Origin of the sequence: Microcoleus sp. K4-B3 (assembly GCF_036704615.1) — a bacterium.
GTDB lineage: Bacteria > Cyanobacteriota > Cyanobacteriia > Cyanobacteriales > Microcoleaceae > Microcoleus.
The window spans coordinates 57667-74947 of the sequence record NZ_JAUBSF010000009.1; the positions used below are offsets into that span (position 1 = coordinate 57667).

A 17281-nucleotide genomic window follows, 5' to 3' on the forward strand; every position below is an offset into this window, starting at 1 on the left:
CTTCTAATTCTACTGGAATTGTTTGATTCTGTTGAGCGCGTCTTGATAGGCGCTGGTTCTTCCGCCTTGTTTGTAAAGTTCTGCTGCTTTTTGAAAGTCCGCAATTGCTTTCGGTTGGTCTTTGTTGTCCAGGTAAGCTAAAGCTCGGTTGTAGTAAGCGTCGGCAAAACCGGGATTGGCTTCGATCGCCCGCGTGTATGCTTGAATAGCAGTGGAACCGCGTGTGGATTCGAGTGGGGGCAAGCCGGCGGTGATGAAAGTGCGGGCATTACCGATATTAAAATACAATTCAGGGGTATATTTGGGCTTGAAAGCGAGTGCTCTGTTGAAGTCCGCGATCGCCTCCCAAGCATCTCCTCGATCTAACAGCGAAAGTCCTCGAAAATAATAGGCTTGGGCGTCTTGCGGATTGGCGGTGGATACCGGGCCGCTCGTTGGGGGAGTATTGTCTACTTTCAACTCGGATTTGTTGATTCCCGCGGCCACTAGCTTCGCGATAAATGTATTGATTGGAACTGCTGCGTTAAATCCGGTTTTAATCGGGGCGACTTCCCCGGAACTGGTTTGAGCAAAACCGAATTCCCCTTGTCCGTGTAAACCGATGACTCGGGCTTCGGAGTCAAAAACTGGGCCGCCACTCATACCACTCCAAGTTACGGCTTGATACCGCAAAGTGTAACCTTCTGGGCGGTTGCGCGGGCGGCTGGTAACGAGTCCGGGAGAGAGTTCGGGTTCTCGTTCGGCGCCGAAAAGTCCGCCCGTAGCGGGATAGCCGTAAACGAAGATTTGAGTGCCGATGACGGCTAAATCGGAATCTGCGATCGTCGCGACTGGATATTCTTCGGGACTTTCAAATTTGACTACTGCTAAATCCGGATCTGTTGTGGCTGTTTGCAAGCGGGTGACTGCGGTTGCTTGATAGTTTTTGCCGATCGACGTGCGAACGGTGTATTTCACGTCTGCTTTTTCTACGACGTGATTGACTGTTAAAACTGTGTATGTTTTGCCTGTTTTGGCAATAATTACGCCAGAACCGTCTCCTAGGGAACTGTTAATTTGTACTGTCAGCGGCCCGGCAATGCTGGCGACTTCTTGGGGCGTTTTGGCGATCGCGGGTTGGCTGATGACTATGGTTAAGGCTGCGGTAGTTCCTGCTAGCAGGGTGGTTAAGGTGTCGTAACGAGAAAAATTTATATTCATGGCTATTGCTAATTTGTAGTTGGGTAGCGGGATTTGCGGGAGAAAGGGCGATCGGCGGTTTGTGCTTTTTTCTGTTTAGTTTTATTACTGATTTGACGCAAAGGCGATCGGCTTTGTTCTTTAGTGATAATTTTACTCGCTTTTTTGTTCCGCGATTCGCTATTTCAATGTAGGGTGAGTACGCCGCACCTTACTTAATCTCAATGAAGGCTGCCCAACTTACTTATTAAAACTCAAAAATACATGACTCGAACTCGGTGGTTAGTTCTTCCTTAGTCATGGTTCCCCGTGCGACTCGCATGACTAAATCATATGCTCGATCGTCCGTCAAATTCAAAGTGCAACTATTTAAACGCAAAAAGGTATCTGTCACCGCAAAAGCCTATAGTTCGTTTATTGCCGTCAATAAAGGGATGATTCATCGCTATGTGATAGAGATAGGCGGCAGCTTGTTCGCTAATTGTTGGATGCAAAAAATCCACGCCAAAAGTTGCTTGTGGCTGAGCCAAAGCCGACTCTAACAAACCTTCGTCTCTGACGCCTGGAGTGCCGCCAAATCTCTCTATCTGTCTGGCGTGGATACTTAAAACCATACTTTTGCTGACAAAATTAGGAGTTGGCAAGGCGACGGTAAACCTCCTTTCTTTCGCGTTCTGAATCTAGATATGCCTGCCATGCTTTGGCTTCTAGTTTTTGTTGTTCTTCTTCAGTCTTTAAGGAACGGACAAATTCAAGCACTTTCAGCAGCACGGGTTCTGGTACTTGGTCGAGTTCTTGAAGAAGTTGGTCTTTTGCGGTCATGTTTCTTTCCTCCTAGTTATTTTACAACTATTTTATCCGAATTTATAAAAGTCTTGCAGAGATTTTACGCGAGCATCTGTAGGGACACGGCACTGCCGTGTCCTTACTTACTTTTTTCAATTGGTATTACAACCATTTTACTACAGATTAGATAATTAACGACTGCCCGCTCGCACTTATGAACTTTGATATTCTGCAACCCATTCAACGATCGCCTCAGTCAATCCGTCTAACGTGTATTCTTTGGCTTCCACATCTAACTTACCCAATAAATTCTGACAGCTTTTGGAAGTTTCCGGCCCGATGGATGCGATGCAAACGCTTTCCAACCAATCCTGAGATCCGGACAATTGCGGGCTTTGTTCTATGAGATTGCAGAAGTTATGCACAGTTTTGGAACTGGCAAAGGTTATGATATTTACGGCTTGATTTTGGAGTGCGGAGAGGGCGACTGGATCGATAGTTTCGGGACAGCAAGATTGGTAAGCTGGCACTTCTATTACTTGCGCTTCTTTAGCGGTGAATTCTTTAACTAAAACTTCTCTGCCACCGCTTTCTACTCTGGGAAATAGGATTTTGCAGTTTTGCAAGTTATCGGGGAAGTTCTCGACTAGGGAATCGGCGACAAAGTTGGGGGGAATAAAGTCTGGTTGTAGAGAGTGCGATCGCAAACTTTCGGCTGTTTTTTTGCCGACAACTGCGATTTTAATACCAAACAAGCTGCGGGCGTCTTTGCCTTTTGCTTGTAATCGTTGAAAAAAGCAGTCTACAGCGTTGTGGGAAGTTAGAATTAACCAGTGAAAGCTTGACAATTGTGCGATCGCGCTGTCTAATGGTTCCCAACTCGAAGGTGGCCCAATTACCAAGGCGGGCATTTCGATAACGCGGGCTCCTTGTTGCTGAAGTCGATCGCTAAATTCAGCAGACTGGGAAGCTGCGCGGGTGACTAAAATTGTTTGTCCTGCTAGCGGCAATTGGCTGTTATTAGTGGTGACTGGTGTATCGATCATATTTGTGCTTTCTGGCTGGATTAAATATTCGCGCAATCTAACTACTTCCCCAATTACCATCACGCAAGGCGATAGAGATTGACCTGCTGTTTGCTGTACAATGTTGGAGAGAGATCCCAGCCAAATTTGCTGTTCGGGGCGGCCGCAATCTCGGATAATGGCGATCGGAGTTTCGGGCGATCGCCCGTGCTTTTGTAATTGCCAGATAATCTCGCTTAAATTTCGCCCTCCCATCAATATTACCAAAGTTTCTATCTGCACTAATGCTTCCCATTCTAAAGCATCCGGTTCGTGGGCGCTCATCACTGCAAAACAGCGACTCATTACCGGATCAGTCAGAGGAATTCCTGCTAGTAAAGGTGCGGCTAAGGCTGATGAAATTCCGGGTATTGCTTCAAACTCGCAGCCCGCTGTGATTAATGCTTGTATTTCAGAACTGGAGCGACCAAAAATAAACGGATCGCCGCTTTTTAGCCGCACGACTTGTTTGCCTAACTTGCAATGTTCTACGAGCAAACGGTTAATTTCTTGCTGCTGGGTGGAAGGTTTGCCGCCGCGTTTCCCGACTTCTATTTTCCGACAAGTTGCTGGGATTAATTCGAGTTGCGGGATGTCGATGAGAGCATCGTAGATTAAGACTTCGGCTTGGGATAGCAGTTTGTGCGATCGCACTGTCATCAAGTTACAATCTCCGGGCCCCGCACCGACTAGATAAACTTTCCCTTTGTGGTTTTTCACAATTCCTCCTCGATTGTCTCGATAGTATAGTTTTATGAATATTGCGGTGCTTCGGCGCAACCTACCCTACCCTATAATTTAATCAGACTTTTCAAGCAGCCTGTAGGGGCGGGTTCACCCCTTCCCCTCAACGGTGCAAACAGGTTAAATAAACCCGTCCCCACCCAACGAGATGCACCCGTTACTATTTATGCAGATTATCATCATCACGGCCGCCGATGCAAATTACTTTGAATTGGTGCGAGGCACTATTTTATCAGTGCGGGAAAAACCAGAGGGTGAAAATGTGGCGATCGGCTTTTTCGATCTCGGCTGCACTCCCGAACAGTTGCAGTGGCTAAAAACACAAGTTAATATCGTTAAAAAGCCCGATTGGGACTTTGACTTTCCGGGCAGAAATGAAGCTCCCGAACATTTAAAAGGACTATTAGTTAGACCTTGTTTGCGAAAATACTTTCCCAATTTTGATATATACATTTGGATAGATGCGGATGCTTGGGTTCAAGACTGGAGAGCAATTAATTTGTTAGTTGCAGGAGCAGCCCGCCGGGGACTGGCAATTGTTCCCGAAGTTCACAGGGCTAGCTTGCAGCAGTACGGACAACTTCCTCAGTTTTGGCAGTGGGTTTATCAACAATACGAAGCTAACTTTGGTGAAGAAATCGCTAATAAATTCTACAGTTATCCGATTTTAAATGCCGGAGTTTTCGCCCTCCTCAAAGACGCTTTGCACTGGGAAATATGGGCTGATAAACTCAATCAAGGATTGCAAAGATCCGGCTGTGTGATGACAGATCAATTTGCCCTCAACCTCGCTGTTTACAGTGGCGAATTGTTCAATCTCACTGAAATGCTCCCAGCTTGGTGTAATTGGATATTCAACGGTTTTCCGGTTTGGGACAAGCAGCGAGGCTGTTTTGTGGAGCCGTACTTGCCACAGGAGGCGATCGGCATTTTGCATTTAGCTGGCCGCCAGCAGTTTGACCGAGTACAATTGATGGCAACTGACGGCGACATACTGGAAATCAGCGTCCGTTACCAACCTAAAAAACAGGAAGCAGTACAAATATTTCAAGAACCCAAAATGACTTACCAACAACCTGAAATTAGCAAAAATAATTTATTACAACCAGGGGATTATGTCTCGCCAGGGTTCCAAATAATTATACCTGACTCCTATTTCCCCAATATGATTATTGCCGACCCAAATACGAGTAACTGGCCTTATTTGCGCCGGGAAGTTCCGCATAATTGGTATGCAGACAAGCGCTATCCATTCATCGGGTTTTTGAATCGCGACGAAGCACATATTCTTTACAATACTGCTCTGCAATTCAAAGGTAAAAAAGCCTTAGAAATAGGTTGCTGGCTGGGGTGGTCGGCCTGTCACTTAGCCCTCGCCGGAGTTGAGTTAGATGTCGTCGATCCGCTGTTAGAAAGAGAAGACATCAGACAAAGCGTAATCGACTCAATTCAAGGTGCTCTAAATGCGTCTGGGGTTCAAACATCAGTCGAGCTAATACCCGGCTACAGCCCCCAAAGAGTAGAAGAATTTTCCGCTCAATTCAACCGCAAATGGTCGTTAATTTTTATTGACGGAGAACACGGAGGTGATGGGCCGTTAAATGATGCCATTGCGTGTGAAAAATTGGCGGAGGAAGATGCAATAATTTTATTTCACGATTTAACTGCTCCAGATGTTGCTCGAGGTTTGGATTACTTAAAGCAAAGGGGATGGCAAACATTAGTATATCAAACAATGCAAATTATGGGTGCAGCTTGGCGGGGCAATGTCGAGCCAGTAAAACATCAACCAGACCCCAATATTTCCTGGCAGTTGCCAGCACATTTGCAGGGTTACAATATTAGCAGTTTAGAGACAATTAATTCTCAAACACCCAGCCAAACCAATCAAAACCAACAGTCATCTTATACAAGAGATTTTTACCAATTAATCGGAGAAGGAACTCGCAGTTCGGCTAGAGAAATTATTCCCCTGCTATTAGACTTGCTGCAACCCATTTTACCTAAAAGTGTGGTGGATGTGGGCTGCGGTACGGGAAGTTGGTTAGCTGCTTTTCACAAGTTGGGAATTGCCGACTGTTTGGGAATAGATGGAGATTATGTCGATCGCAATCTTTTACAAATTCCTTTAAATCAGTTCCAATCCGCCGATTTAAAGCAACCGCTGCAAATAAACAGAAAGTTTGACTTAGCAATTTCCCTAGAAGTTGCGGAACATTTGCCGGCTACCTGTGCCGAAAATTTTGTTAATTCTCTCACTCAACTAGCACCAGTGATTCTGTTTTCTGCTGCGATACCATTTCAAGGAGGCGTCGAACACGTTAACGAACAGTGGCCACAATATTGGGTTTATTACTTTCAGAAAAACGGCTATGCAGTTATTGACTGCTTGAGAAAAAAAATATGGAACAATGACAAAGTAGAGCCTTGGTACGCTCAGAATATCTTAATTTTGGTTAAACAAGAATACTTGTCGAGATATCCGAGGTTAGTAAATGAATATCAAAATACCGATCTGAATCAATTAGCCATCGTCCATCCCAAAATTTATTTTTACAGCTTACAAGCTGCTAGAAATTCGGCACAGAATTTACAATCAGAAAGTGTCAAACAAGTTTCAGCATCGCCACAATTGGCAGATCGACCTTTGGTATCTGTGATTATTCCCTGCTACAATCAATCTCATTTTTTGCTGGAAGCAGTAACTAGCGTGATTAACCAAACTTACAAAAATTGGGAAATTATCATTGTCAATGACGGCAGCTTAGATACTACCAGCACAGTTGCCAAAAATTTAATAGTAGCAAATTCCCAATATCAAATTAGGCTTGTAGAACAAACAAATCAAGGGCTTTCAAGTGCTAGAAATGCTGGCATAGCAGTAGCAAACGGTGAATACATCATGCCTTTAGATGCCGATGATATCCTAGCTAAAAACGCCTTGACTGATCTTTTAGAAATATGTTTAAAATCAAATACACCTTGCGTAGCTTTTGGTTCTTATCAAATGTTTGGCACTGAAAATCGCATAGTACCCAGTTACGAGTTGTATTCTCCCGAAAATATCAAGCAATCTAACATGATTCACCCATCTTCACTCTATCACAAATCTATTTTGGATTTGGTCAGCGGGTACAAAGTTGGGATGAAAGAAGGTTACGAAGATTGGGAGTTTTGGGTTAACTGCCACAAGCATAATATTCCCTTTTTGGGAACAAGAGAAGTAGTTGTCAATTATCGGCGTTCCCAGGGTTCTATGTTGGCTAAAGCTCAGCAATATCATCAAAAGTTGGTAGCACAAATTGTTTGTTACAACCGGGAACTTTACGATATGGAAAGCGTGAATAGTGCTAAAAATATCTTGGGACAAATCGCAAGTTAATCTTGATTCTTTATTCTTTAGTCCGCAAAAACGGACGTTGTTTGTGTAGTAGCGAATTCTATTCGCCGGAAAAAGATGATTGTTAAAGCGAATTTGATATAACATCAAGAAAGCGCTTAACCTGTTTTTCCCAAGTCCAATTGAGCATAAAATTAGCCGCAGCTAAACCGCGACTTTTTGACTCTTCGCGATTAGTATAAACTTGCTCCAAAGCCTCAACAACTTCTGCAACCTCAGACTCTCCCCAACCTTCTACACCGGAAAAATGAGCAGTCGGTTTAACTCGTCCCTGATTCGATAAAGGATAGCAAATGTTATGGTAAATCAAGTCTAAATGACCAGTATTTGCTGATAAAATAGTCGGAATTCCGCAGGCCATACTTTCCATCGCGACTAAATTAGTGCCTCCTTCGCAGCGGTTGGTAAAAACAGCGCAGTCGGCTTCTCGCAAAATTTGTCCGGCGAGGTGATTGGGAATTAAGCCGATGTCGATAAAAGAGTCAGCCGGCAAACCGTTAGCCGCTAACCATTGGGAAATTCCTAAACTTCCGTCGCGGTTGATATTGGGAAGTCCCGCAACGTTTCCGGTTTGTTCGATTCCCAACATATACTGAGGCCAGAAGTTGTGCCATGTTGTTAGTAACAAAGCTTCTGGATGTTTGGCGCAAAATCGTTTGAAAGCGGCAATTACAATATCTTGACCTTTGCGATATTCCAGTTTGCCACCAGAGAAGATGACGAAGCGATCGCCAAATAGATTAGATTTGGGTGCAGGATGAAAAATTGTGGGGTCAATTCCTTGATTTACCATCGCCACATTAGTCAAGCCGCAGCTTCTCAAAACATCAGCATTCCAGTTAGAACCGACGACAATTGCGCTATATTTTTTGGCTTTTTCTAGTGCTTCTGCTGTGATTCGCGTGTCTTCAAAAAATATGACTCCTATTTGACAAGCGCTGGTAATTTGATTCTCAACTCCAGAGGATGCTAAATTATTCCCCAAAGCGTAAAGTACGGGAAAGTTGCAAGTTATCTGTTTGTCTGAATTTGCGGTTACTAATTTCTGAAAATTTTTCTGCTTTTCTACTACCGGTAATAACAGGGATTTATGCAGCGGATTGATAGATTCTGAGGTGATAGATGGCGGTACTAAAAGTGCAACTTCCCAGGCGGGATTTCGCAGCAGTTGCAGTGTTAAATTCATGCCGTAAATTCCCCAGCCGCTGGTTATGCTGACTGGCCAACTAATGCCGATTCCGGTAATTTGTGGGGGAGTTTCTGGGCGTTGGATTTGAGACTGAGCATCAGAATCTGCGTTCCCAGGCTCAGCCTGATAACGAGTAGATTGTAGGGGCGGTGCCCCCGTGCCCGCCCTCTCTAGCAAGGCTGCTTTTATACGATCGCAAACTCCACCCCAATCACCCGCTTTTTGCTGGCGAAACAGACGCACAGTGGGATACCAAGGGCTATCTTCGCGTTCCAGCATCCACCGCCAATCGGGAACAAAAGACAGCAAAACCCAGACTGGTTTGCCCAAAGCACCGGCCAAGTGGGCCACAGAAGTATCTACGCAAATTACTAAATCGAGTTGCGCAATAATTGCTGCGGTGTCGGCAAAATCGACGCAATGTTCGCTCAAATCTTCAATTTGCTGTTGATTTAATAAAGTAATATCGACCGCTGACAAATCTTTCTGAAGACTGTAAAAACTCACTCCAGGAACATCTACAAAATTCACAAAATCGCTCAATTTACACGATCGCTGATGATTGTTGCGGTGCAGCGGGCCGCCCGCCCACACAATACCTACTTTTAGTTGATTGTTCGGTTTTAGAGAAAATTTAAAATCCTGTGGCGGGGCTAAATAAGGAATATTCGCCGGTATATTTTCCAAAGTTGTTCCCAGAATTCGCGGCAAACTTAGCAGCGGGGCTTGCACTTGAAAATCTACCATATCGCTCTGTCGCACTACTACTCGATCGACTTCTGAAATTCCTTCAAATAAACGCTGCAGCACCAGATGACAAGCAACAACAACTTTGCCACCTTTTTGCTTAACTAAAGGTGCGTAGCGGATAAACTGTATCGTATCGCCAAAACCTTGTTCAGGGTGCAATAAAATTGTTTTTCCCTGTAAATCAGAGCCGTCCCAAAGTGGTTGGGCAAAATGTCTGGGTTCCATTTCTTGAGTTTGCCAGCGCGATTCGTACTCCGCAAAACCGCGCTCATAATTTCCAGTTAAAAGCAAAGCTAAGGCTAGTCTCAAGCGCCAATTTGGCGAGTTGGGACTTAGTTGAATTGCTTGATTGTAGAAGTCGATCGCCTCTGCGACTTGTCCCTGCTCTTCGAGAGCGGAACCCAAGTATAAGTTAGTTTCAGCCTGGTTGGGATTGATTTTTAGCGATTTTTGATAATGAGCAATAGCCGAGGCTATTTGCCCGTTTTCCTGTTTGATATCACCTAAATAACTGTGGGCTTCTGCGTGGCTGGGTGAGGCGGCAATTACTTGTTCGTAGCGAGCGGCTGCATCTGCTTTTTTACCTTGTTTTTTTAAGGCATTTGCTATTTGAAATTGTACCTGTGCGGGCGATAAGGAAAATCGAGGCAAAGTCTCGGAATCTGCGTTCCCAGGAAGATCCTGGGAACGAGTAGAGATTAGGTGTTTTAAGGCTGTTTTTATGCGATCGCAAACTCCCACCCAATCCCCCGGTGTTTGCTGCCGAAACAGCCGCGCCGTCGGATACCAAGGGCTGTCTTCGCGTTCCAACATCCACCGCCAATCCGGCATAAAACACAGCAAAATCCATACGGGTTTACCCAAAGCACCGGCTAAGTGCGCGACAGCGGTATCCACGGAAATTACTAAATCTAGTTGCGATATCACCGCTGCTGTATCAGCAAAATCGTTCAAATTGTCGCTCAAATCTATCACGGGAATTTGAGTTAACAAAGTACGATCGCCCGCCGATATTTCTTTCTGAAGACTGTAAAAACTTACACCGGCAATATCTAACAATTGCAGAAAATAGCTTAAGTCGCTCGATCGCTGAAAATCCTTCAAATGTTCCGAACTGCCCGCCCACACAATCCCAACTTTGAAATTGCGATCGGAATTTAAGGAAAATTGCCAATTCGGCGGCGCAGCTAAATAAGGAACATTTGCCGGTATATTTTCTAAATTTGTTCCCAGAAGGTGCGGCAAACTCATCAGCGGTGCTTGCACTTGGAAATCCGGCAATTCATCCATCCGAACCACCACTTGTTCTATCCCAGGAATATGCTTAAACAAACGCTTCAGTTCTTGATAGCAGGAAATGATTACTTTGCCGCCTTTTTGCTGCACAATTGCCGCGTATCGCACAAATTGAATCGCATCGCCCAAACCTTGTTCAGATCGGAGCAAAATAGTTTGCCCGTTCAAATCAGAAGCGTCCCAAATCGGTTGGTCAAAATTCAACCGTGGCAATTTTTTCGCCTGTTCTGTTTGCCAGCGCCACTCGTACTCTGCTAAACCGCGCGGTAAGTCCCCAGTCAACAGCAATACTAAGCTTAAATTGAAGTGAGCCTTAATACAGTTGGCATCTATTTCGAGAGCTTTTTTATAACAGGCAATAGCCCGATTAGCGTCTCCTAATTGTTCAACAGCACTGCCTAAATTAGTGAATGCTTCTACATAACTTGGATCTAATGATATTGCTTGTTCCAAGCTAAAAATTGCCTGTTCTATTTTGCCCGCACCCAAGCATAAAGTTCCCAGGTGATAGTGTCCTTTAGGATTGTTCGGTTCTGCTTCAATTGCACGCTCGTAAAGGCGTTCTGCCTCGGCTAACTGACATTTTGCTTGCAGCGCCACACCCAAATTTACCAGGACTGGCACGTAATTGGAATTGACAGAAAGTGCTTGATGAAAACAGGCGATCGCACTCGGTAACTCGCCCTGCTGCTGGAGTGTCGCGCCGAGATTGTTGAGAGCTTTAACGTAAATCGGATTCAGGGCGATCGCCTTTTGAAAGCAAGATACAGCATCGGCTATATTACCTCGATCTTGCAGCAAAATACCCAAGTTATTCTGCGCTTGAGCGCAGTTAGGGTCGATTTCGATCGCGCGCTGATAATAGGTGGCAGCTTCGGCTAAATCGCCTGTTTGGTGCAGCGTCACTGCCAAATTAGTGGCGGCTTCTATCGAATTCTGCTGCAAAACTAAAGCATTTTTAAAATAAGCGATCGCCTCGGCAAATCTACCTTGCGACTTGAGAAAATTTCCCTGATTGAACTGTTTTTGATATAATTGAATATTGGTCTGAGTTTCTATTGGCGGTAGATCTTCTAGATGCTGACAAATTCTTTCTCTCAGCGCCAAAGCAGCCCGATCTAAAACTCCTTCCCAATCTCCCGCTGTTGACTGGCGAAACAGCCTTGCACTTGGATACCAAGGACTATCTTCGCGTTGCAACATCCACCGCCAATCCGGCACAAAACACAGCAAAATCCACACTGGTTTGCCCAAAGCACCAGCCAAGTGCGCCACACAAGTATCTACAGAAATCACTAAATCCAGAGCCGAGATTGCCGCCGCAGTATCGGCAAAGTCGTGCAAATAAGAGCTTAAATCTGTGACGGGCATTTGCTCTAACAAAGCGCGCTCGTCTGCTGTCATTTCCTTTTGCAAGCTGTAAAAATCGGTTCCGGGAATATCTAACAGTTTGGTTAACAAATTCAGCGGTAACGATCGCACCTTATTTTGGGAATATTGAGAATTTCCAGACCACACAATCCCTACTTTCAAATTAGCAGTTGGACTGAGAGTAAATTCCTCACCGGGCGGCGGAGCTAAATAAGGAACTTTCGCCGGTATAGTTTCTAAAGTTGTTCCCAGAAGCTGAGGCAAACTCATTAGCTGCGCGCGAACTTGAAAATCCGGCGCATCCTCTGGATTAACTATTAATCCATCGATTCCCGAAACTTGTGCAAACAAGCGCTGCAAGTGCGGCAAACACCAAACAATTACCCTACCGCCTTTTTGCTTGACTAAATCTGCGTAGCGGATAAACTGAATTGCATCCCCTAAACCCTGTTCGGGGCAAAGCAAAATAGTTCTTCCCTGCAAATCTTTGCCATCCCAAAGCGGCTGAATAAAGTTCTGGGGCTGGAACTGTTTTTCTTTAACTAGGAGTCGCCATTCGTACTCGCAAAAACCGCGCTGTAAGTCTCCCGACAGCAGCAAAGCTAAACCTAAATTTAGGTGAGCTTCGGGGTTAGCAACATTGAATTTTACTGCTTGGCTGTAGCAGGTGACAGCATCTGCAAATTGTCCGCGATCGTGCAAAGCACTTGCCAAACTGGTGAGGGGATTGAGATAACCGGGTTTGAGTTCGATCGCCCGACGGTAACAATCGATCGCCTCTGCCATTTTTCCCGCTTCCTCAAAAGCTTTGCCGAGATTGTTTAAAGCTTCTGGAAAGCCGGGTTTCAGGCTCAAAGCTTGCTGATAGCAGGCGATCGCATCTTCAATTTTGCCCTGTTTCTGCAGGACAATTCCCAGATTGCAGTGAGCCTGCGCAGTGGCTGGCAATGCCTGAATCGCTTGCTGGCAAACAGCTAGATCCTCATCCAACTTATCTGGGCTTGACAGCGAACTCCCGAAAGCGAGATCGGTTTCTGCCAAATCCGGTTGCAGCGCCAGAGCTCGATCGTGGTATGCGATCGCATCTGGAATTTTGCCCTGTCGGATCGAGGCGTATGCTAAATGGTGCAGGGCGTCCACATAATTTGGCTCGATCGCGATCGCCCGTTCATAATTCGCGATCGCTTTCCCTTCCTCCCCTTGCCCCTCCAAAGCAATTCCCAAATTCAAATAAGCCACCGCGCAATTAGGATTGACTTGAATCGCTTGCTCGTAGCAGCTTACAGCTTCCGCAACATCTCCTTGCTCTTCCCGCAACAGGCCCAAATTAATCAGCGCTTCCGCGCAATTCGGGTTCAAAGAAAGCGCCCGCTCGTATTCTGCGATCGCCTCTTCAGTCTCCCCTGCTTCCGCGAGCGCGCTGCCCAAATTGCTTGCAGTTTCCGCCAAATTCCGGTCGATTGCTAGGGCTTGTCGGTAGTGCGCGATCGCCTCTGTTAGGCTGCCAGTTTGCTGTTTGACAACGCCTAAATTGCTGTAGGCGGCTGCGTAATTAGGATCGAGCGCGATCGCCCGCTCATAACATTCGATCGCACCGCCAAAATCGGCTTGCTGCTGCAAATCCACGCCCAACCGAAACTCTGCATCCGCCGAATCCGCCGGTACAAATGCCGCAGCAATCGCCCCTAAAGCTTCCGCCACCCGAGCGAAAACGTCCTCCCAGTCGCCCCGCTGATGCTGGCGAAACAGCCTTGCGCTTGGATACCAAGGACTGTCTTCGCGTTGCAACAGCCACCGCCAATCCGGCGAAAACGCCAGCAAAATCCACACTGGTTTGCCCAAAGCGCCCGCCAAATGGGCGACAGCGGTATCGACACTAATGACTAAATCCAATTTGGCGATCGCAGCAGCAGTATCGGCTAAATCGCCAAAATGCGGGCTCAAATCTACCATCGACGTTTGATTCAACAGCGTGCGATCGGCCTCGGAAACCTCTTTCTGCAAGCTGTAAAAACTTACCCCCGAAACGTCCAAAAGTGGCAGAAACTGACTTAAACTGCACGAACGCTGCTTGTTTTTGCGGTGTTTTGGATTCCCCGCCCAGACAATCCCAACTTTCAAATTGCGATCGGGCAGAAGCGTAAATTCAGCACCCGCAGGCGGAGATAAATAAGCAGTGTTTGCTGGTATTGTTTGCAGCTTTGTACCGATAATATACGGCAAACTCAACATCGGCGCTTGCACGTCAAATTCCGGCAGCGGCTCGCCTTTAACTATTAGCAAATCAATGCCGTCAACCGTTGCAAATAAACGGTGCAATTGCGGGTAACAGCCCACAATGACCCTACCGCCTTTATTTTTGACGATCGCAACATAGCGAATAAACTGAAGCGAATCGCCTAAACCTTGTTCGGCGTGCAGCAAAATAGTCTTTCCCACCAAATCAGAACCGTCCCACAGCGGCCGGTATTCTCTCGCCGAAACTGTATTTTCCGGCCCAGTCAAAAAACACGAGTGACCAGTGTGAAATTCTTTAATTTGCCAGCGCCACTCGTATTCTGCCAGACCATTTTCCAAATCTCCCACCAACAGCAAAGCCAAGGACAAATTCAGGTGAGCGCTAGCATGATTTGGATTTAAATGAATCGCTCGTCTGTAGCAGGATATCGCATCTTCTACCGCGCCTTTTTCCAGAAACGTCCTCCCTAAATTGTTGATAGCTTCCACAAAATCCGGCAGCAATTCTAGAGCTTTGTGATAATACTCCAGCGCATCTTCTAAATTGCCCTGTTCTTGCAACACTGTTGCCAGATTGTTGTAAGCTTCCCAGCTATGCGGATGAATTTCCAGCGCTCGCCGGTACAGCTCGATCGCTCTTACAAGTTCGCCTTTTTCTTGCAGCGCCACCGCTAAATTAATCAGGGCGGGAACGAAATCCGGTTGAGCTACAAGAGCTTGTTCGTAATGTGCGATCGCCTCTCCCACTTGACCTTGCTCCTCAAAAATCTTTGCCAAGTTGTAAGCTGTTTGAGGAATATTTGGATCGATGGCTAAAGCTTCTCGGTAATGCGGGATAGCTGCGTCTAATTCGCCCTTTTCTTGCTTGAGAAAACCAAAATTAATCCGCGCTTGAACGCAATTTGGCTCAACAGATATAATTTGTTCGTAAAGGGCGATCGCCTCTTCTTTATCGCCTGTTTCCATTAAATGCTCTGCTTGCCGCAATAAATCCTCTAAAACAACCAAATTATCGCCAGCCGTTCCAATCGCCACCGATGTCTCAATCCCCTGCGATTGCTTAGCTGCGGAGCCTTCTGCTAACACTTCGCTCGCCATCAAAAATATTTTTTTACTCTCTTGAACCACGCTTCCACCTGTCATTGTGAGAGCCACAGAATCGAGGTCAGGCTTATTATTAGCAGTCATTGCGAGTGAAACGAAGTCAAGCTGAGCTTGGGCAGAATCCTCAGAATAACTAGCAGTATTGGCGCTCGCAAATAAACTCAAAGCCGCCTTTACTTCTTCAAACAATTCTTGCCAACTTTCCGGCTGACTTTGGCGGAAAAGCCTCGCAGTTGGATACCAAGGATTGTCTTCACGATCCAGCAGCCAACGCCAGTCAGGAGCAAAAGAAAGCAGCACCCAAACCGGTTTTCCTAAAGCACCGGCTAAGTGCGCCACAGCCGTATCGACACTAATGACTAAATCCAGTTGAGATATAGCCGAAGCGGTATCAGCAAAGTCGTTCAAATGCGGAGTTAAATCCGGCACTAAGTGTTGGTTCAACAAAGTGCGATCGCTCTGGGACAAGTTTTTTTGTAAACTATAAAAAGCAATTCCTGGAACCTCCAAAAATCGAATAAAATCGCTCAAGCTGCAAGAACGCTGATTGTCTTTCCGGCGCTGCGGACTCCCCGCCCAAACAATCCCTACCTTCAATTTTGCATCAGAAGAAAGCGCAAACTTGCACTCATCAGGCGGAGCTAAATAAGGAACATTTGCCGGTATTGTTTCCAGAGTTGTCCCCACAATTCGCGGCAAACTCATCAGGGGTGCGTGAACGTCAAATTCTGGCAAACCTTCCAGACTAACTGATAAATATTCAATACCAGCAACTGTCGCAAACAACCGCATCAGTTCTGGATAGCAAGCCACCATAACTTTAGCGCCTCGGCTGCGAAGAATAGGCGCGTAGCGAATAAACTGAATAGAATCGCCAAAGCCTTGTTCGACGTGGAGTAAAATAGTTCTCCCCTGCAAATCCGAACCATCCCAAACCGGCTGTTTAAATTGCCTGGGTGATAGTTGCGGAGTGCGCCACCGCCACTCATATTCAGCAAAACCGCGCTTAAAATCTCCGAACAATAGCAAAGTTAAAGCTAATTCCAGGTGTGCGGTTGCATTGTCTGGCTGCAATTCCAAGGCTCGACTGTGACAAGAAAAAGCCTCTTGAAACTCTCCTAAATCGACCAAAGCGTGTCCGAGATTATTAATAGCCTCCACGAAGTCTGGCTTTAAGTTTAATGCTTGTCGGTAGTGGGATATTGCTGCTTTTGCATTGCCTTGTTCGTGGAAAAATGCTCCTACATTGTTGTGAGCTTCGGGATTGTTTGGCTCTAGTATTACAGCTTGCTGGTAGCAGTTGAAAGCTTCTGCTAATTTCCCCTGCTGTTGCAGAACTGTTCCTAACCCCATCAGAGAATATGTCAAATTTGGATTTATTTTTAAAGCGTGGAGGTAATAAGCTATCGCCTCGTTTAAGTGATTTTTTTGTTTAAATAAATGTGCTAAATTGTGCGCTGTTTCGTACAGATTGGGGTCGAGTCGTAGCGCTGTTTGGTAATATAAAATAGCTGCGTCTATTTCGCCTAATTGCTGTTTAAGCCAGCCCAAATTTTTGTAGGCGAGTGCGGAATTTGGCTCGATTTTGATGACTTGCTCGTAACTGGCGATCGCCCTTTTATACTCGCCTACATCCAGCAAAACATTAGCCTTATTTAAATGTGCTTCTACAAAATCGGGGTTTTGGGCGATCGCCTGTTCGTAAAAGTCGATCGCTTCGGCAATTTTTCCCTGCTGTCTCGCCGCTATTCCCAACAAGCACAGCACGTTTGCTGATTCCGGCTGCACTTGTATTATTTGCAGGTACAAATTCTCAGCTTCTAACAAACGGCCCGCTTGGTGATGTTCCCAAGCTAATTTCAAAGAGTCTTCGGCACCCAGTTTGCAGGCAGATTTCCGAATTTTTTTTTGAGAAGCCATAGTTGTCTTTGTTGTTTGGGAGTTCGCTAACTTGTAATTGCCAACTTGTTCTAATTTGTTAACTCTTCCTTCCTTCTTCCTTCTTCCTTCCTTCCCCCTTCCTTCTTCCTTCTTCCCCCTTCCTGACATCCGTTACATCCGTTACATCCGTTACATAATCCGTTGCCGAACTTCCTTCTTCCTTCTTCCCCCTTCCTTCTTCCTGACATCCGTTACATCCGTTACATCCGTCGAGCGAAT

6 protein-coding genes are annotated in these 17281 nt (G+C 45.8%); 1 reads left to right on the forward strand and 5 read right to left on the reverse strand.

Going from position 1 to position 17281, the window contains the following annotated elements; translation table 11 throughout:
- Positions 1–9 precede the first annotated feature (9 nt).
- The 4 genes from QUA78_RS06880 to cobA all read right to left on the reverse strand — a co-directional run bounded on the left by QUA78_RS06880 (position 10) and on the right by cobA (position 3749).
- The gene (locus QUA78_RS06880) at positions 10–1200 is read right to left on the reverse strand and encodes a tetratricopeptide repeat-containing serine protease family protein (RefSeq protein WP_333300773.1); all 1191 of its coding nucleotides are present in this window, start codon (positions 1198–1200) and stop codon (positions 10–12) included.
- Between the two features lie 344 nt (positions 1201–1544).
- A complete protein-coding gene (locus QUA78_RS06885) occupies positions 1545–1823 on the reverse strand; it encodes a Fic family protein (protein ID WP_333398685.1) in 279 nt (92 codons plus the stop codon).
- On the reverse strand, positions 1810–2001 hold the full coding sequence (locus tag QUA78_RS06890) for a DUF2281 domain-containing protein (RefSeq protein WP_333353820.1): 192 nt from the start codon (positions 1999–2001) through the stop codon (positions 1810–1812). The genes QUA78_RS06885 and QUA78_RS06890 overlap by 14 nt, the downstream gene beginning before the upstream one ends.
- 176 nt (positions 2002–2177) lie before the next feature.
- The gene (cobA, locus tag QUA78_RS06895; RefSeq protein WP_333398687.1) at positions 2178–3749 is read right to left on the reverse strand and encodes a uroporphyrinogen-III C-methyltransferase; all 1572 of its coding nucleotides are present in this window, start codon (positions 3747–3749) and stop codon (positions 2178–2180) included.
- Positions 3750–3939: 190 nt separating this feature from the next.
- Between cobA and QUA78_RS06900 the strand changes: the two genes are divergently transcribed.
- Positions 3940–7155, forward strand: a complete 3216-nt coding sequence (locus QUA78_RS06900; protein ID WP_333304488.1) for a glycosyltransferase — start codon at positions 3940–3942, stop codon at positions 7153–7155.
- A gap of 82 nt (positions 7156–7237) precedes the next feature.
- Here QUA78_RS06900 and QUA78_RS06905 read toward each other — a convergent pair whose 3' ends face one another.
- Positions 7238–17170 (reverse strand): tetratricopeptide repeat protein, encoded by a 9933-nt coding sequence (locus QUA78_RS06905; protein WP_333398688.1) that lies wholly within the window; start codon positions 17168–17170, stop codon positions 7238–7240.
- Positions 17171–17281: the final 111 nt, after the last annotated feature.